The following is a 19519-nucleotide window of genomic DNA, read 5'->3' as shown; positions in this document are numbered from 1 at the left end:
GGGCATCTTCGTTTAACATCAGAATACACTATCGTAATCGATTCAGTACCACCTGCTGATCAAGATGCTCTTGGTAATCGGTATATTCAAGTCCCTTATCAAATACAAACTCAGTCACTAAACGAGTAACTAATGCTCTTAATTCATCTGCATTCCATGGCTTTTCAATATAACTTTCAATACGAGCTCTATTAATTGCCGTAATCGTGTCTTGATGAGTTGCCTGTCCTGTTAATAGTACCTTTTTGGTTCGTAAAAAACGGTAGTCATGAGAAACCTCAGTCAATAACTCTACCCCACTCTTACCAGGCATAACATGATCAGATAATACGAGTGCAATATACCCGCCTTCACTATCGAGCTCATCCATTAAATCTAGGGCTTCGCCTGCCGATTCACATTCTTCAATGTTTATCCATGTTTTTAGTGGCGCAAGATCTTGTAAAACGGCACTCAGCACTTCCCTTTGATCGTCTACACAAATCAGATTAAGCTTTTCCATGACCGTCCTCCACTGGCAATTTAATTCTAAAAATAGTTTTTTCTTGATTGCTTTTTACTGCAATAGAACCACCGTATCCAGTAATAATCCGTTTTACGATGGCTAAACCAAGCCCTAAACCAAAAGAAAGCCCGCCTTTTTTGGTCGTAAAGTTTGGTTGAAATATTTTGCGTCTTGTTGCTTCGTCTATTTCAGGGCCATTATTTGCAATAGTCACTAAAACAAAACGATTTGATACTCTGGTCGATATTTCTATCTCAGGCTCTTGAACCTTTTCCATCGCATCACTGGCATTTTTAATTATATTGGCCCAAATTTGAACCAACTCTGTTGCTGATGCTTTAACCATTGGCATTGCTGCTGGGCTTAAATGTACCGATACCCTGCGCAAATCACTTTGAAGTAAGATTAACGCTTTATTAATGCTGTCATTTACATCCAATAGTTCATCTGTATCTATATCTGTTCTGCCTAATTGCTTTACAGAGCGAACAATACCAATCGAATGTCTTGCTGCCAATTTCATGTCATGCAAGTCACGGCCTATATTCCAATAACGTATCGCCTGCTCTGGACTTTTTAGCCAATAATGAGAAAGCTCACCCTCAGGTACAGCACGAGCAAGTTCTCTCGCCATATCCCTTTCCATACCATAGGTCGTTTCTAATTCTCTTCCACGCCTTCGCACTTCTGATGAACTGATATTTTGTCCATACATAAGTCCTTGATCAACAAAACTACTCGCTTCTGGGTGGATCTCTTCCAGTAACTCTAAGATGATCGTCTGTAGACGATTTGTTTTACTGTTTAGTACCCCAACAGCATTATTAAGCTCATGAGCTATCCCTGCTGCAAGCTGACCTAGTGTTGTCATTTGTTCTGCGGTATATAATTTTTGTAACGCGTTTTCTTTTTCTATCGCTTCTGTTGTCGCTCGTCGTTGTCTTCGAGATAACTCATTTACAATCACAGGGGTAAACTGCGCACTTAATGGTCCATAGCATTCAGCGTCAATCGCAACCGTATTGGTATCTATCCAACCTAGTTCACTGTCTGTTTTACTGATCACCGTTGAAGAAGCAATAAATGTTTCTGAAAATAAACTGTGTACGCCTATAAATGCGCCTTTCGACGCACTAAATACCTTTACTGAATGTGCATTTTCTTCTTCTTGATAGAAACCTTCTAACTCGCCAGAACAAACATAATAGAGCCGTTCATTATTTTCACCTTGAACCAACACGGTTTCACCCGCAGGAATTACAACTCTCCGCTCTGGTTGGCTAAAATAGGCATCAATTAAACGCTGTAATTTGTCGCTATTCATAAGCTATCCAATATGGCCGACAGTATGAAGGATCCATACCATTACAAAGCTGAGCAATACCCCTATAACGCCTAAAATCACACCGGTTTTCGCCATTTGGCTACTCTCTACATTTCCTGTTGCGTGTGCTAATGCATTCGGTGGTGTACTGATTGGTAATGACATACCTAAAGATGCAGCAAACGTAACAATCAATATTAAGGTTAGCTCACCACCCAGTGGGGTCAATGACGTCATCGAAGTACCTAGCGCTGCCATGATCGGCATCAATAAGTTGGCAGTGGCTGTATGTGACATGAAGTTCGCCATGATCAAACATAAGAAGGCGGCGCCAAATAAAACCACATAAGGAGAGTAAGCATCAAATGGAATGCTATGTACTACTAGTTTCGCAAGACCTGTCTTATCTAAAGCAAGGCCAAGCGCAATACCACCGGACACTAACCATAAAACATCCCATGATATTTTCTTAAGATCTTCTTTGTTAATAATCCCTGTAATAGAGAAAACAGCAACAGGAATAAGAGCGACGGTATATGAGTTCATGCCATGACTTGATCCCATTAACCACAATAAGATCGTACCTGCAAACGTAATATAAACCGTGATCGCTTTTGGTGTTTTTAAGAACTTACCTTTAATGTCTAAGTTCATTGATGTCTGTTTTGCTGGATATAAGTAAACAATTAAGAACCAAGCCAGTGCCATCATCACAATAACAAACGGTACACCGAACACCATCCACTCACCGAAAGTAATTAGGTTATCACCCACTAAGTATTTCAGCGCAATGGCATTAGGTGGGGTTCCGATAGGAGTACCAATACCACCAATGTTTGCCGCAATAGGAATACATAGGGCAAATGCAACTCGACCTGGATCTTTAGGTCCAAATACCGCAATGACAGGCGTTAAGATAGATAACATCATCGCGGTAGTTGCTGTATTGGACATAAACATAGAGAAAATGCCCGTGATTAGCATTAAACCAAGCATTACGAATTTGGGATCCGTACCGAATGGCTTCAATAATACTCTCGCTAAGTTAACGTCCAACCGATATTTTGTTGCTGCCATTGCCAAGAAAAAACCACCTAAGAACAGCATAATGATTGGGCTGGCAAACGTCGCCATAATGTCGCTGTAGTTAAGTAGTTCTCCAAAATGGGCAGAATCCTGATTCATCTTAAATAAGAAGAAACCTTTGTCGGACACCATTAGTAACTCTAAAACAATGATAACAACCGATGTCGCATAAATAGGGATAGGCTCAAATACCCAACATAGTGCAGCTAATAGAAAAATAGCAATAACACGTTGTTGAATGATCGTCATGCCTTCAAAAGGAAACGCAGACAGAGGCATCAAAAGAATGATGAGTGGGATAATTGTTGGGATTAAATACTTCATGTATTGACGCATAACGCTACCGACTTCCATAGTACAATAAATGGTGATAAACGTAAGTATCTCCTTAATCAATTATTCGGTATAACGTGTCAGATCAATCATTATTTCAAAATAATAATAAATATGAATTTTTGTGACGGTAGTATCATAAAAAAAGAGCCACATTTCTGCAGCTCTTATCTATTGTGTTCTGATTGTAATGCCTTAATTATTAAGACTCTTTCTCAGCTTTTGGCTTTTTACGCTTATCAGTAACAGTCCATTTCCCATCAAGATATAAACCAGTCCAACCTGATGGCTTTCCATCAGTTTCTGTACGAACGTAATTTTCTTTAGTCTTACGACTAAAACGAATTACCGCTGGTTTTCCATCTGGATCGTGTGTTGGTGCTTCTGTTAAGTATAAAAACTTAGGTGACAAACGATCTTTAAAGCGAACTAACTCTTCCACTAATGGCGCTCGTGTTTCACGCGATTTAGGGAACGTGCTTGCTGCTAAGAATAAACCAGATGCACCATCACGTAATACAAAGTACGCGTCAGATTTTTCACATTCCAATTCAGGAAGGTGTACTGGATCTTCTTTTGGTGGCGCTACATCGCCATTTCTTAGGATCTTACGTGTGTTTTTACACGTCTCACTCGTACAATCCATGTATTTACCAAAGCGACCGTTCTTAAGCTCCATATCAGAACCACATTTGTCACACTCAACAATGGGTCCATCATAGCCTTTAAGTTGGAACTCACCTTTCTCAACAATGTAACCATCACAGTTCGGGTTATTACCACAAACGTGCAGTTTACGATCTTGATCGATTAGGTAAGGGTCCATTGCTGTTTCACACTTAGGGCAACGTTTTTTGGCGCGTAATGCGGCCGTTTCTACGTCTTCTTCAAGAACATTAATAATGCCCTCTTCATTACCTAAGTTAATCGTTTTCTTACAGCGCTCTTTTGGCGGTAATGCGTAACCTGAACAACCAAGGAATACCCCAGTTGATGCAGTACGAATACCCATATTACGCTCACACGTCGGACATTTAATATCAGTTTCTACGATATTATTTGGTGACATGCCGCCTTCTGATTCATCAAGCTCAGCTTTTGCGATATCGTCAGTGAAGTCTTGGAAGAACGCATTTAGCACTTCTTTCCAATCTTTGCTGCCTTCAGCAATCTTATCCAAATTGCCTTCCATACGAGCAGTAAAATCATAATCCATCAAATCATCAAACGATTGATTTAGACGATCAGTTACGATCTCACCCATTTTCTCAGCATAGAAACGACGACTTTCAACACGAACATAACCACGATCTTGAATCGTTGAGATGATGGATGCATAAGTCGATGGGCGACCAATGCCTTTCTTCTCAAGTTCTTTAACCAATGCCGCTTCTGTGAAACGTGCTGGTGGCTTAGTAAAGTGTTGCTTTGGATCAAGCTGCTCTAATTTTAGCTTATCGCCAAGTTGAACTGCTGGAAGTAATTGATCTTCATTTTTACCCATTGGACGTTGTACACGAGTCCAACCATCAAACTTAAGGATACGACCTTTCGCTTTTAGGGTGAATTCATCGGCTTTTACGCTCAATGTGGTTGAATCGTATTGTGCTGGTGTCATTTGACAAGCCACAAATTGATTCCAAATTAGGTTGTACAGCTTATGAGCGTCCGCTTCCATACCTTGCAGGTCGTCAACTTTCACTTCAACGCTTGAAGGACGAATCGCTTCGTGAGCCTCTTGTGCACCTTCTTTGCTTCCGTAAATAATTGGAGCGGCTGGTAAATAACTATCACCATACTCCGAACCAATAAACTCACGTAACGTCTCTACAGCTTCTTTACTCAAGTTTGTTGAGTCAGTACGCATGTAAGTGATGTAACCACCCTCATAGAGGCGCTGAGCTAGCATCATGGTCTTTTTCACACCGTAACCTAAGCGAGTACTCGCCGCTTGTTGCAGTGTTGATGTAATAAATGGTGCAGATGGCTTACTTTTTGTTGGGCGGTCTTCACGCTTACATACTTCGTATTCTGCTTTTTCAAGAATGCTCACGGCTGCTAACGTATCAACTTCATTTAATGGTTTAAATACCGAACCATTACGTTGTGCAACTTGCAGACGAAAGTTTTCTTTACCCGCAGTTAACGTATTTGCATGGATATCCCAGAACTCTTCAGGGATAAATGCATTGATTTCACGCTCACGCTCAACCAAAACTTTAACAGCAACGGATTGAACACGACCAGCAGACAAACCACGTGCCACTTTTTTCCACAACAGCGGAGAAGCCATGAAGCCAACCACACGGTCTAAGAAACGACGCGCTTGTTGTGCATTCACACCCGGCATACTTAGTTCGCCCGGAGTTTCAAACGCTTGCTGAATTGCATTTTTTGTAATTTCGTTAAAAACGACTCGTTTATAGCGTGAATCATCACCACCGATGATCTCGCGAAGGTGCCACGCAATAGCTTCCCCTTCACGGTCTAAATCGGTTGCGAGATAGATGGTATCTGCGTTTTCAGCCAGTTTTTGTAATTCTGCTACTACTTTTTCCTTACCCGGTAAGATTTGGTAGTTAGCTGCCCAATCATTATATGGGTCAATCCCCATTTTATTGATTAGGTTTTTTTTGTCTCTTTCTTGTTTAATGCGTGCTTTATCTTCAACACTCATACCTTTGGTTGACGCAGCAGTCGCTTTTTTTCCGGTGCTTGTCGAACCCATAGGCAAATCACGTACGTGACCTACACTGGATTTTACGATGAAGTCTTTGCCAAGGTATTTATTAATTGTTTTTGCTTTGGCTGGTGACTCCACGATAACTAGAGATTTACCCATAATGTCTCACTGACGTCCTCGTGCTGAAATACAAAACTGTCGAAAAAATGATATCCGCAGCTATAAATTGAACTTTTATCTCTATATTACTATTGAGGGTGTATCGCATCACGTCAACCTCTTTTTTTGCAATTGCTTCTAAATGGTCGCACTTTGGGCAATTGTTAAATAGATGTAATTTCGACTAAATACATTTTCAACCCTGATAATTTTGGTCGGATCTATTAACATTTATAATTTAATAGCTCAAAAAGTTAGTTCCATAACTTGCGCTTTCTCACAATAAAACCTCTATTTTTTCTTGAGTTTTTATTTTAGTCATCATGATTTACATCAATTGTATTTTTAATTCTTTATGCTTAAAATCCCTCTTTTATAGAGTAAAAAATGAGTGCTGTATGAGCGATAAAAAATCCATTTCAGAGGCTGATTTACTGTTAATCGCCAATCAAATCATTCAAGATCATGAGAACTATGCGGAAGGCATGCGTACAACAAGTGTAGAAGAAAAAGATGAAGTATTAGTCTTTAAAGGGGAATACTTTTTATCTGAAGAAGGCTTGCCTACCGAGAAAACAACGGCGGTATTTAATATGTTTAAACACCTTGCTCATCAATTATCAAAAGAGTTTAGTGTTAAGTAATTTTCGCTAATTACAAACAAAAAAAGGCTGAATTAATCAGCCTTTTAGTTATTGAAAGACGCATCAATTAAACAATTGGACGCTGCCCTTTACTGATTAAACGCATAAATACATTTTCAGCTGACTGTCCTGCAACACCTGCAATTTTATCACTCAATTTTTTCTTTTGTACGTAATGAATCGCTAATACTTCACGATGTTTACATGCTTGAGTTACATAATCGTCTGATGTTTGTATTGCATCAATCAAGCCTAATTCTAGCGCTTGCTTGCCAAACCAATGCTCACCAGTAGCCACTTTTTCAAGGTCTAATTCTGCACGGTGTTCATGGATAAAATCTTTAAATAATACGTGAGTTTCTTCCAATTCTAATTGGAATTTTTCGCGTGCTTTATCGCTGTTTTCACCAAACATGGTTAACGTACGTTTATATTCACCAGCCGTCAGTTGTTCAAATTCAATATCATTCTTTTTCAAAAGCTTACTGAAGTTTGGTACTTGCGCTACAACGCCAATAGAGCCGACAATTGCAAACGGTGCTGCTATGATTTTCTCGCCAATACACGCCATCATATAACCACCTGAAGCCGCTACCTTATCAACTGAAACCGTTAGCTTAATATTGGCATCTCGTAGGCGATCTAATTGTGACGAAGCAAGGCCATAGCCGTGAACCATGCCGCCGCCACTTTCAAGGCGAAGAAGAACTTCATCTCCTTCAACGGCGATAGCTAAAATTGCAGAAACTTCTTCACGAAGACCGGCGACTTCTTTTGCGTCAATACTGCCTTTAAAATCTAAAACAAATAAACGAGCGTCGCGTTTCAGTTCTAACTCACCAGATTTAGCCGCTTTCTTAACTTCTTTCTGTTTTGCTTTATCGGCTTCTTTATGTGCTTTTTTCTCAGCTTTTGCTCGTGCTTTTAATTCTGAATCATCAAATAAATGATGCTCCAATTCAGCCACCGTATCTTTATACTGCTCAGTTAAATTAGATATTTCTAACTCACCTTTTGCACCCGCTGATTTCCCACCAACCGCTTTAGCAATAACCAAAATGGCGATAATAGAAACAACCACTGTTGCGATCTTTGCTAAAAAGAGACCGTAATCAAACAAAAATTCCAATGTAATACCCTCTTAAGTATGTTTCGTGTATTGTACCTAACTTAACCCTAAGTTAATTCACCTTATGATAAAAATTCGCACTAAGCGCGTGTTTTTACATCAATATACTGCGAAATAAGCAGTATCATTTTATGGTGAACGTTGAAATACAAGGATTACAGAGTGGACTATAAGGTTTCAGCTGACGCATTAAACAACAAAATTATTCTAGTTACAGGTGCTGGTGACGGCATTGGTAAACAAGCGGCATTAAGTTATGCAGAACAGGGTGCGACAGTTATTTTATTAGGTAGAACTGTCGCTAAATTAGAAGCCGTTTATGATGAAATTGAAACCGCAGGCTACCCTACTCCAGCGATTATTCCACTGGATCTAAAAGGGGCAACAAAGCAGCACTATGTTGATATGGCAGAAACAATTCAAAGTCAATTTGGTAAACTTGATGGGTTATTACATAACGCTGGCCTTTTAGGAATTCTCAGCCCCTTTGAACAATTTGAAGAAGCTATTTTTGATGAAGTCATGCAAATCAATGTCAAAGCACAATTCTTAATGACTCAAGCCTTATTACCCGTTTTACAGAAATCTGATGATTCTCGCATCATTTTCACTACATCAACCGTTGGTCATAAAGGTCGTGCTTTTTGGGGTGCTTATGCTATTTCTAAGTTTGCAACAGAAGGTATGATGCAAACATTAGCTCATGAAATGGAAGGGACTCACGTTAAAGTTAATGCGATTAATCCAGGTGGCACTCATACTCGTATGCGCGCACAAGCCTTCCCTGCAGAAGACATCAGCTTACTAAAAACACCGAAAGATTTAATGCCTTTATATGTTTACCTAATGGCCCCTGAAAGTGCTGACGTTAATGGCCAATGCATCGATGCTCAACCAAAATAAACGATAATATCCGAAGAATAAAAAAAGGGTTGAAGCCATGCGGCTTCAACCCTTTTTAATTTGTCTATTTTCTTACTTAGGATCAGCTATTGAACTTAACGTTGTCTTGGTGCTGATTTTGGTGCTTTACCATTTGGAGAGAACTTAGTTCTGATCGGTTTTACACCATTAGCAGAAGGCTTTTTACCTTTTCCACTCGGTTTATTACTCGCTGGCTTAGCATCACCTGTAGTATTACGCTTCGCTGATGGCAGTGAGCTACCTACTGGTTTTTTGTTATTACGACCACGACGGCCTGCTGGAGCTGGAGCTCGATCATCAGTTGTACGCTCATCATGACGCTTAACAGCACGACGAATTTTTTGAGATTTAGATTTAGCACGCTTACGTGATTCTTTATCTACATCTAATAAACTTTCTTTTTCGTGTGGTAATTCAACCATTTCACGTAAGTAGTTTACTTCTTTAAGCTCAAGTTCCATCCAACCGCCGCGTGGCAATGCTTTCTCTAGGAAAATATCACCGTAACGAACACGTTTAAGACGGCTTACTGTTACGCCTTGAGAATCCCATAAACGACGAACTTCGCGGTTACGACCTTCATTGATTACAACGTAGAAAGTATGATTCATACCTTCGCCGCCAGCATACATCACGTCTTCAAAACGAGCTTCACCATCTTCCAGTTTTACACCTGAAACAAGGTTTTTAACCATTTTGTCATTAATGTCACCGAATATACGACACATATATTCACGTTCAACTTTACGGCTTGGGTGCATTAGACGGTTTGCTAGCTCACCATCAGTAGTAAACAATAATAAACCCGCGGTGTTTGCATCTAGACGACCAACAGAAACCCAGCGAGAATCTTTAATTTTTGGTAAACGGTCAAAAACAGTACGACGACCTTCAGGATCGTGACGAGTACACAATTCACCTTCTGGTTTATGGTAAGCAAGAACACGACAGATAACTTCAGCTGATTCTTTTACCGATACAACATGGCCGTCAATACGAATTCTCGCATCAACATTTTCTAGGCGATCACCTAACTTTGCAATCTGACCATCAACACTAACACGATTAGACTGAATCATCGTTTCTAGTTCACGACGAGAACCTAAACCAGCTCGTGCTAATACTTTCTGTAATTTTTCGCTCATTTTTTACCTTATTATGTCGCCTTCACAGGCGTCAATTAACTTTATGAATCAAGAATCTAGATGGAGTCCTCTATCATTCTCAATCACTTTAAAACTCTATAGCCGGTGATTATACAATAAGGTTGTGACGAATGGTAAAAAATTAAGCAAAAAAATATGCTAACAAACAATTTTACGTATGATGAAAAAAGGATACATACAACGAAATTTTATCACTAAAAGGAAAACAAAATGCAAAATCTCAACCGTTTATTTAATACACTGTCTATTAATCTAGAAAAGGAGGATGGACAAAAAAAAACAGGGTGACCATTTTATAGAAGCTTTCGATTTATATTGTAAAGAGACTGGTAATCACAACCTAATACAAGAAATTATAGAAGACCGAAAACAAACCATATTAAGCCAATTAAACCATGCACACACCGGAAATTTAGCCGATGTGTTTTCAACTGATATAGCACAAAGAATCATAGGAAAAGAACCTAGTTCAAACCTGCCTTCACATTACTTTTTTATTGAACAATTAGCGCAACAAATATTTGGATGTTTATTGTCATTCTGGACTGAATTAGAGATATATCGGATAATTCAACATTCCGCTCTTTATAAAAACCTATCTCTAGCTGATATCCCTCAAACTTATGATTCTCATATAATCAACGAGCATTATCACTATGAAATCATCCCTGATATTGCTTTAGATAAACGCCTATTTTTCACTGGGTTTTGTTCTCATCCACTCCTTCTTTCTGATGCTATTGTATTAATTAATATAGAAACGTTTATTAAAGAACACAAATGGTATGAAATGTTAACCCTTCTTGATATATCCTCAAAAGGAGAGCATTTTATTTTGTATCAATTTGGAGAACAACATACTTATCCAAAAATTATCTCTTCTGCATTAATTAATTCCATTTCCATGTCTAATGAATGGTTATTTTTTAACGATTTCTTTCAAAATTCAAAATGGCCTCCCATTTACCAGGCGCACTCAGTATCTAACTTAAAAAACATAACAAAAATGGAAACCACATTAGATATAAACACATTAATCAATAAGCCATCAAATTACATGGAAAGTTGCTTTTTACATTCGATGTTAAATAAAGATAAAGCATGTGAGGCAATTAGACTTACCGTCAGCGGCGAAAAATCAAAAGCTAATTATCATTTATATTTGGCACAAAAAGGGTTAGCCAATGCCTTAAAAAATAGTGGTCGCGAAATCGTTTTTACCATTATAGAAAAACCCGCAATGGTTTTGTTTTACCAATCGATGAACATAGATTCGCCATTGTTATCACCCTATCTATTTACTAGTTCGCAAGACATCAATAAAAATGGAGTGATCACGTATAAAGGTCTCTGGCTTCTCAATAATGCAGTAATTGCTTTTAATCAATATAACTTTAAAGCGTACAATGTTAAGATTATTGAATTAAGAAAACTATTACGAAACAGTTGAGTTTTATAAATGCATCCAGCTTTACCTAAGGTCTATTTATTGTTACTAACCAGTGCTATGGTTTTGCTTTGGGTTGGCTTCTTTGTCCGTTTTCATTACAAGGAACGGACAAAGTTTAGTGCTAATATTTATTTTTCATACGTTTTATATGCTATTTTTATTGCTCTATGGATATTAAGCAATGCCTATTTCCAGTCTTCTTTATTAATTAGGTTTGATGAAAATATAGCTATACATATGGCGATTATTGCCAATATGACCGCCTATCTCGCTTTTGCCTTTGCTTTTTTATTTTCTTGCTACCTTGCATCAAATCGCCCAGAAAAAAAACTCTCTCCATGGCAACTGTGGCTAACCATCTTTGCTACTCTACTAGCATTTTTACTCAATATTATTCCAAATAAAACCATTAGTGGCGTAGATATTATTGCTCCAAGTGTATTTACTATTCAATTCGGCCCTTTAGCTCCTTTGTTTTTCCTTAACGCCTTTCTTTTTATCATTCTTACTATATTTAATTTTTTCAAATTAAGACGAAGCTCAATTAGATTAAACAAAGAAAAATCAGTGTACTTATTATTTGGCATTTTAATCTATATGCTATCAACAATCGTATCTCAGATAATTCTCCCTCTGATCTGGGCCGATTTTTCTTACACATGGTTAGCTCCTACATTATCATTAACTGAAGCTTTTTTAATGGGTTACACTTTAGTATACCATCGCCTTTATACTCTAAAATATATCTTCTATTGGGTATTATCATATAGCATAAATATAATTATTTATTTAATACCTATTATTATGATTTATAATGCAAACATAACCTTTAACTTGATATTGATAGGGTCTGGGATTGTTATTGGTTTACTATGGAAGCGTACTCTTAAAAAATCAAAATCTATTTCAAGTCTATTGATATATAAAAACAAAAAAACACCTGTTGAACAAATATTTGAGATAGCAGAAGAGTTTAAGTACTCTAGTCATGATGCTATCAAGAAACTTGCTACATTACTCGATACCCCACCAGAAGACCTTTTATTAGTTGGTGGCAACAGCAATTACAATATTTTCATTCCACATCTAAATCGTTCCAATTCAGCATTGGTAAAAGATGAACTCGATTATCAAATTCATTATGCTCCAGAGCAAGTTCAATCAGAACTGCATCAAGTCCAAAAAGAAATGGATTCAAAAAAAACAGCCCTAATTTTACCTATTTTTGGAAAAAACAAGCTTATCTCTCACCTACTTATTTCATCTAAAAAACGCAATGGTACTACTTTTTCAAATGAAGAAATTACAGCTATTCAATTTGTTTTAACTAAAGTTCAGGGCTATATAGAAAGTGAACAAAAAGTAAATCAATCACAAGCATTAGCTAACTCTATAGCTCATGAAATGCGAAATCCTCTATCACAACTCCAGTATCACTTTGAGCGTATAAAGACTTACTCAAGTAAAGCGAATATCAATAATGAATTACAGCAAGGTCAGTTAGCAATTCAACGCGGAGCTCAGCTTATCGATATTATTCTAAGTGAAAGTAAAGGGTCTAAAATTAATCAAAGTTTATTCCAGAACTATTCTATTTCAGTATTAACAACTCAATTCATTGATGAATATATTTTTGAATCAGACACAATTAAACATAAAATTAAAGTAGATCTACAAGACGATTTTATCATAAATGTTAACGATACTCTTTTTGGTTTTATTATTTTCAACTTATTGCGTAATGCTATTCACTACTTTGATAAATATCAGAGTGAAATATCTATACATTTATTTAAAGGTAATGTATTCAACACGCTTGTTTTTAGAGACACAGGCCCTGGTATTAACGCTAATATATTACCAAACATTTTTAACGAATTTTTCACTTACAATAAAAAAGGTGGCAGTGGTTTAGGTTTATCTTATTGCCTAAGAGTAATGCATTCTTTTGGTGGTAATATTTCATGTTATTCTAAAGAAAATGAATTCACTGAATTTGTTTTGAGCTTTCCTAAAAAACCAAATGTTATTGATAGTGTTCTCCCACCGTCAAAAAATCAAGACACACAAGACACACAAGACAATAATGAAAATATAAATAATACTGTCAAGACAGTTCTTATTGTGGATGACAAAAAATTACAACGGATGTTAATTCAAAATTTCATATCTAATAATAGAATTAATACTTTGCATGCAGAGAATGGTTTTCAAGCAGTCGATATGGTGAATAATAATGATGTAGATCTTATTTTTATGGATTCTCACATGCCAATCATGAATGGGGTAGAATCAGCCAAAATAATAAAAAAAAGCCATCCATTCATTCCTATAATAGCTTTAACTGGTGAAGCTGATCAGAATGAAATAGAAAAGATATCTATTGTTATGGATAGCTATCTCAAGAAACCTATTTCTAAATTGCATCTTCTGCAAAATTTAGATCAATGGTTATGGAAAATTTAATAAATTTCATTACATATGGGCAGTTTTCCATATAATAGAGAGGCTGAATATTACTCAGTATGTATTTACTCTTTATTAAGGAAATAAAACATGAAGAACTTAAATCAACTATCAAAATCACTTTCATTATTTTCTAGCTGCCAAGTAGCACAAAAAAAACCACCGTCATACTTTTATAAAAATGCTACATATCTACTGTCAAAAGAATGACAAACCTACGCTTCTACAAGATATTATTGAAAATAGAAAACGCTCTATTTTAACCAAATTGAATGAACCAAACACAGGTAACCTTGCGTATTTATTTTCAACAAAAGAAGCGCTAGATATTATAGCAAAGCAACCCAGTACAACACTCCCTTCACATTATTTCTTAATTGAAAAATTAGCTCATCAATTGTTTGGTTGTCTACTAGCGTGTTGGACTGAATTAGAAATATACCGAACCATTCAGCGCTCTCTCAATTCAGATAAGCTATGCTCACTACAAACACATAAAAACCAATCATCAACATTAATAAATGGGCAATACCACTACGAAATAGTTACCGATATATCTACTGATAACCGCTTATTTCATACAGAATTTAGCCAACATCCTCTCTTTCTTTCTGATGCAATTGTTCTCATTAATATCGCAACCTTCATTAAAAAACATAAATGGTATGAAATGTTAAACATTTTAGATCTCTCTTCAAAAGGAGAGCATTTCATTTTGTATCAATTTAATGAAAACAGTCCCTATCCTACGATTATTTCTTCTGCATTAATTGAACCTTATCAAGATAAAAAAAATTGGCTTTTTTTTGATGACTTCTTCCAAAGTAACCAATGGAAAAATGAAATTTCAATCAATGCTTTAAGAAATATTTTTCCTGTTTTTAAAGAAAAACTAGGTTGCCATCCTAATAATAACTTCCCTATGTCAAGTATAGCCATTGAAGATAGCATATATGCATCTATCCCTAACAAAGCAGACGCTTGTGGTGTGATCCGTTTTACCGTTAATGGCCCGAGCTCAAAAATGAATTACTATATGTATTTAGCTCAAAAAGGGTTAGCCAATGCTCTTTACCAATCGGGCCGACATTACATTTTTTCCATTATAGAGCAACCTGCAATGGTACTTTTTTACCAAGCAATGAACCAAACTAATCGTAACTGTTCACCCTTCCTTTTTACTAGTTCGCAAGATATCAATAAATCGGGGTTAATCACATATAAGGGCATTTGTTTCACAAAGCATACAAGTAATGTTTTCAACCAATATGATTTTAAATTTTATAATGTTAAAATCATTCAAAGAAGAAGACAACAACAACAACAATGAGTTTAATATAAATGTTAATTGGCTTACCTAAAGATAATTTATTGCTATTTATCTCTGCATTCATTTTACTATGGGTAGCCTTCTTCATTCGGTCTTTATTTAAAGATCGAATGGAAGTTGATCCTAAAATTTACTATCCTTATATCGGTTATACTTTTTTTATTATAATTTGGATCTTAACTAACTTTTATTTCCAATCTAATTTATTGCTTTATTTTAGTGAAGATATCGCTATTGTTATGGCAATAACCGCAAATTTAGCTTCTTATTTTGCCTTTGCATTTGCCTTTTTATTTTCTTGCCGTCTTACATCTACTAGAAAAAATAAAAAAATAGAACCTTGGCAGATGGTGTTGTTTTATATCGAAAGTATTTTCGCCCTGTCTATAAACTTAACTCCTAATTTAACAGTTACCGGTGTAACCATTGTAGAAAAAGGCAATTTCACTATTCACTTTGGACCATTTGCATCAATTTTCTTTATTAACGCATTTGTTTTTATTAGTTTAATTATTGTTAACTTTCTAAAGTTAAGAAAAAGTAAACTAAAGCTCAATAAGGTAAAATCCGTCTATTTATTGATTGGCATCCTAATATTCATGTCTTCAACAATCATATCTCAAATAATTATACCTATGATATGGCATGATTTTTCTTTTGCTTGGGTCCCTCCTGTGCTTTCAGTTACAGAAGCCGTTCTTATGGGGTATACTTTACTTTACCATCGCTTATACAGCTTTCGTTATATTTCTTATTGGTTAACTTCCTATACATCAAACATGATGATTTACTTGTTTCCTGTCATTATTCTTTATACTCATAATGATAATAACTTACTTTACATCTCATCATTAACTATAATCATTACTGGTGTATTTTGGGATAAAACATTAAATAAAACAAAATTAGTTTCTAGCTTATTAATCTATCGAGATAAAAAAACACCCGTAGAAAAAATATACGCTATAGCGGATGAGTTTAAATACTCTAGTAATGAGGCCATGTCTACATTAGCTTCGTTACTAGATACTCCACAAGAAGAGTTATTATTGGTAGGGAAACACGCTAACTACAATATATTCATACCTCATTTGAACCAATCAAATTCGGCGCTAGTTAAAGATGAATTAGATTATCAAATTCATTATGCCCCTGAATTAAACAAATCCGATTTACATGCAGTTCAAAAAGAGATGGATTCGAAAAAAACAGCATTAATTCTACCTATCTTTGGTAAAAACAAGTTAATTTCCCACCTATTTTTATCACCAGAGAAACGTAATGGCTCAACTTTTTCAAATGAAGAAATTACAGCAATCCAATGGGTACTAACAAAAGTACAGGGTTATATTGAAAGCGAAAGAAAAGTAAAACAATCTCAAGCGCTTGCTAATTCAATTGCTCACGAAATGAGAAACCCTCTATCACAATTACAATATCATTTTGAACGCATTGGCAGTCATGCAAATGGAAAAGACATTGATATTGAATTGAAACAAGGGAAACTAGCAATACAGCGTGGAGCCCAACTTATTGATATTATTTTAAGCGAAGCAAGAAATTCAAATATTGGTCATGAACATTTAAATAACTATTCAGTTTCATCATTAACACAACAGTTCATAAATGAATACGCTTTCGAATCTGATAGTATCAGAAAACGAATTAAGATAGATCTCGAACAAGATTTTGTTATCAAGGTAAATGATACTTTATTTGGATTTATTCTTTTTAATTTAATACGCAATGCTATCCATTACTTTGACCATCCTGATTGCACAATATCTATCAAATTAAATAAAGGGAATACTTACAATACTCTAATATTTAGAGATACCGGTCCAGGCATAGACCCTAATATATTACCAAATATTTTTGATGACTTTTTCACTCATGATAAGGACGGAGGAAGTGGATTAGGCCTCTCTTATTGTTTAAGAGTAATGAATTCCTTTAATGGCCATATTTCTTGCTATTCAAAACATGGGGATTTCACTGAATTTGTATTAAGTTTCCCAACGATCAAAGATGAGCTAAACCATACGGTTAATAATGAAACAATCACTCGTCTTGATAATGATGTCGAGAAAATTAATTTAATACATAAAACCGTGCTAATTGTTGATGACAAAAAAGTACAACGAATGTTAATTCAAACATTTATAAGTAGAAATAATATTCACATTCTTCAAGCAGAAAATGGCGCTAAAGCGATTGAAGTCATGAATAATAACGATGTAGATCTTATTTTTATGGATTCTAGAATGCCGGTAATGAATGGTATCGATGCGGCAAAACAAATAAAACACACTCATCCGTCAATTCCTATTATCGCTTTAACTGGTGAATCAGGTGACGATGAAGTAATGGAAATAACCGCGATTATGGATGGATATTTAACCAAGCCTATCTCTAAACTAAAACTTTTAGAATCCTTAGATCAGTGGTTATAAAAATAGCCAGTCACTGCTGGCTATTTTAAATCGGTATAAGCTTCTTTTAGAGTTACATTATTGAAACGGGGTAGGATCACCAGCACCAACACGTAAAACAGTTATCTCGTCATCACTAAAATCAACAACGGTTGTTGGTTGTTCACCTAAATACCCACCATTCATAATCAAATCCACGGCATGTTCAAGTTGATCACGGATAGCTTCTGGATCAGACTCCGCCACTTCATTACCTGGTAAAATCAATGTTGTAGACATTAATGGCTCACCCAACTCTTCCAAAAGAGCGAGGGCAATTTTGTTATCTGGCACACGCATACCTATCGTCTTACGTTTTGGGTTCATTAAACGACGAGGGACCTCTTTTGTCCCTTTAAAGATAAACGTGTACGCCCCTGGTGTATTATTTTTTAATAAGCGAAAAACACTGTTATCTACACGGGCATAAATCGATAATTCAGAAAGATCACGACACAACAAAGTAAAGTTATGTTTATCGTCTAAACGACGGATCTGACAAATTCGCTCTAGTGCTTGTTTATTTTCTAACTGGCAACCGAGCGCGTAGCCTGAATCAGTTGGGTAGATAACGACCCCTCCATCACGAATAATCGCAACAGATTGACTAATTAAGCGAGCTTGTGGGTTCTCAGGATGTACATAAAAAAACTGGCTCATCATTCCTCCTGCTTAGCAGGTCATTGTTATATTAATTATAATCTAGAACTTACTCAAAGGTAGGTAAATTCCATTCTTGCCATACAGGAATTGGCCCTTCAGGCAGCCATAAATTTCTTCCAAGCTCTGTCCAAGGTGACGGATAATGAAAATCAGAACCTTGTGAGGCTTGTAACTCGTAATGAGTCGCATAATCTGCAAGCACTCTACGTTCTTGCACACCTTGTTGCGGTAATGCAACTTCCATTGCATCACCTTTCGCTTCAGCAAAAGCCGCTAATAAACGTTTTATCCATTTTGCCGTTAAATTATACCTACCTGGGTGAGCTAATACTGCGATTCCACCTGCATTATGAATGACGTTAACCGCCTCTTCAATAGAACACCAATCCGGTGGGACATAGCCTATGTTATTGCGTGTTAAAAACTTTTTAAACACTGCTTGCATCGTTTTTGCATGACCTTGATCGACTAACCACTTGCCAAAATGTGCTCGTGTTAATGACCCGCCATTTGCCAAAGCTACTGCACCTTCTAGCGCCCCTGCGTAACCTGCTTTTTCAAGACGCTCTGCCATTTTTCTTGCACGAGAATCTCTACGCTCTGCTTGTTGCTCTATCAATGCAATTAATTCAGGATGATTAACATCAACATTAAGGCCTACAACATGAATATCCTTGTTACTCCATAATGTAGAAATTTCAATACCATCAATTAAATGCACTGGTAATGCTTTCTCTTTAATCGCTTGATGTGCTTCCACTAAGCCAGCGACCGTATCATGATCGGTAATTGCTAAGACTTTTACATCAAAACTTACGGCTCTTTCTACTAATTCAGTAGGTGACATGCGTCCATCTGACGCAGTTGTGTGACTATGTAGGTCTATTTTCATAATTATTCTTGACTTTCACCTCGCGTACTAGTTTACTGGTACGCAGTTAAACACTTTCTCACCAATATATTATTGGTTTTAATAGTAGGTACTTTATGTCACAGCTTAGCAAACAACAAGCATTCTTAAAAACTAGCGTGATGACTAAACGTTGGTGGCACTACTTCGGGTAGTGTTTTTATGCTTAATTAATTTCGACATAAAAACCTTACCCGCCCTTTTGCGGGTTTTTTTATGCCTTAAGCACAACCAATCAGTAAAACTAATAATAGATGAAAATCTAAACAGTCAGTC

13 protein-coding genes and 1 pseudogene are annotated in these 19519 nt (G+C 36.4%); 6 read left to right on the top strand and 8 right to left on the bottom strand.

What is annotated here, in order from left to right; translation table 11 throughout:
- Positions 1–28: 28 nt before the first annotated feature.
- The 4 genes from A6E03_RS12765 to topA form a co-directional block, all read right to left on the bottom strand.
- Positions 29–502 (bottom strand): response regulator, encoded by a 474-nt coding sequence (locus tag A6E03_RS12765; protein WP_065591662.1) that lies wholly within the window; start codon positions 500–502, stop codon positions 29–31.
- Positions 489–1829 carry a sensor histidine kinase gene (locus A6E03_RS12760; protein WP_065591661.1) on the bottom strand — a complete coding sequence of 447 codons (1341 nt, stop codon included), beginning with the start codon at positions 1827–1829 and terminating at the stop codon, positions 489–491. The genes A6E03_RS12765 and A6E03_RS12760 overlap by 14 nt, the downstream gene beginning before the upstream one ends.
- A gap of 3 nt (positions 1830–1832) precedes the next feature.
- Positions 1833–3251, bottom strand: coding sequence for a DASS family sodium-coupled anion symporter (locus A6E03_RS12755; RefSeq protein WP_065591823.1), 1419 nt, complete (start codon positions 3249–3251; stop codon positions 1833–1835).
- Between the two features lie 199 nt (positions 3252–3450).
- Positions 3451–6090 carry a type I DNA topoisomerase gene (gene topA / locus A6E03_RS12750; protein WP_065591660.1) on the bottom strand — a complete coding sequence of 880 codons (2640 nt, stop codon included), beginning with the start codon at positions 6088–6090 and terminating at the stop codon, positions 3451–3453.
- A gap of 398 nt (positions 6091–6488) precedes the next feature.
- Here topA and A6E03_RS12745 point away from each other — a divergent pair, with 398 nt between their 5' ends.
- Positions 6489–6734 (top strand): YciN family protein, encoded by a 246-nt coding sequence (locus A6E03_RS12745; RefSeq protein ID WP_065591659.1) that lies wholly within the window; start codon positions 6489–6491, stop codon positions 6732–6734.
- A gap of 67 nt (positions 6735–6801) precedes the next feature.
- Here A6E03_RS12745 and sohB read toward each other — a convergent pair whose 3' ends face one another.
- The gene (sohB, locus tag A6E03_RS12740) at positions 6802–7863 is read right to left on the bottom strand and encodes a protease SohB (protein ID WP_065600990.1); all 1062 of its coding nucleotides are present in this window, start codon (positions 7861–7863) and stop codon (positions 6802–6804) included.
- Positions 7864–8025: 162 nt separating this feature from the next.
- Here sohB and A6E03_RS12735 point away from each other — a divergent pair, with 162 nt between their 5' ends.
- Complete coding sequence (locus A6E03_RS12735) at positions 8026–8766, top strand: YciK family oxidoreductase (protein WP_065591657.1); 741 nt, start codon at positions 8026–8028, stop codon at positions 8764–8766.
- Between the two features lie 95 nt (positions 8767–8861).
- On the opposite strand, the gene rluB is transcribed toward A6E03_RS12735, so the two are convergent.
- Entirely contained in the window at positions 8862–9932 is a 1071-nt protein-coding gene (gene rluB / locus A6E03_RS12730; RefSeq protein WP_065591656.1) for a 23S rRNA pseudouridine(2605) synthase RluB, read from the bottom strand.
- A 286-nt stretch (positions 9933–10218) separates the two neighbouring features.
- On the opposite strand from rluB, the gene A6E03_RS12725 reads away from it, so the two are divergent.
- The 4 genes and pseudogenes from A6E03_RS12725 to A6E03_RS12710 all read left to right on the top strand — a co-directional run bounded on the left by A6E03_RS12725 (position 10219) and on the right by A6E03_RS12710 (position 17652).
- Positions 10219–11403 (top strand): acyl-homoserine-lactone synthase, encoded by a 1185-nt coding sequence (locus A6E03_RS12725; protein ID WP_065600989.1) that lies wholly within the window; start codon positions 10219–10221, stop codon positions 11401–11403.
- A gap of 9 nt (positions 11404–11412) precedes the next feature.
- Positions 11413–13869 carry a response regulator gene (locus A6E03_RS12720; RefSeq protein ID WP_065600988.1) on the top strand — a complete coding sequence of 819 codons (2457 nt, stop codon included), beginning with the start codon at positions 11413–11415 and terminating at the stop codon, positions 13867–13869.
- 169 nt (positions 13870–14038) lie between these two features.
- A pseudogene (locus tag A6E03_RS12715) lies at positions 14039–15199 on the top strand (acyl-homoserine-lactone synthase); the annotation flags it as partial.
- Positions 15200–15210: 11 nt separating this feature from the next.
- Positions 15211–17652 (top strand): hybrid sensor histidine kinase/response regulator, encoded by a 2442-nt coding sequence (locus tag A6E03_RS12710; RefSeq protein ID WP_065600986.1) that lies wholly within the window; start codon positions 15211–15213, stop codon positions 17650–17652.
- Between the two features lie 57 nt (positions 17653–17709).
- Here A6E03_RS12710 and A6E03_RS12705 read toward each other — a convergent pair whose 3' ends face one another.
- A complete protein-coding gene (locus A6E03_RS12705) occupies positions 17710–18330 on the bottom strand; it encodes an L-threonylcarbamoyladenylate synthase (RefSeq protein ID WP_065591651.1) in 621 nt (206 codons plus the stop codon).
- Between the two features lie 49 nt (positions 18331–18379).
- The gene (locus tag A6E03_RS12700; RefSeq protein WP_065591650.1) at positions 18380–19225 is read right to left on the bottom strand and encodes a PHP domain-containing protein; all 846 of its coding nucleotides are present in this window, start codon (positions 19223–19225) and stop codon (positions 18380–18382) included.
- Positions 19226–19519: the final 294 nt, after the last annotated feature.

Origin of the sequence: Aliivibrio sp. 1S128, assembly GCF_001691065.1 — a bacterium.
In the GTDB taxonomy this organism is placed as follows: Bacteria; Pseudomonadota; Gammaproteobacteria; order Enterobacterales; family Vibrionaceae; genus Aliivibrio.
This window is presented reverse-complemented; position numbering and strand designations above follow the sequence as displayed.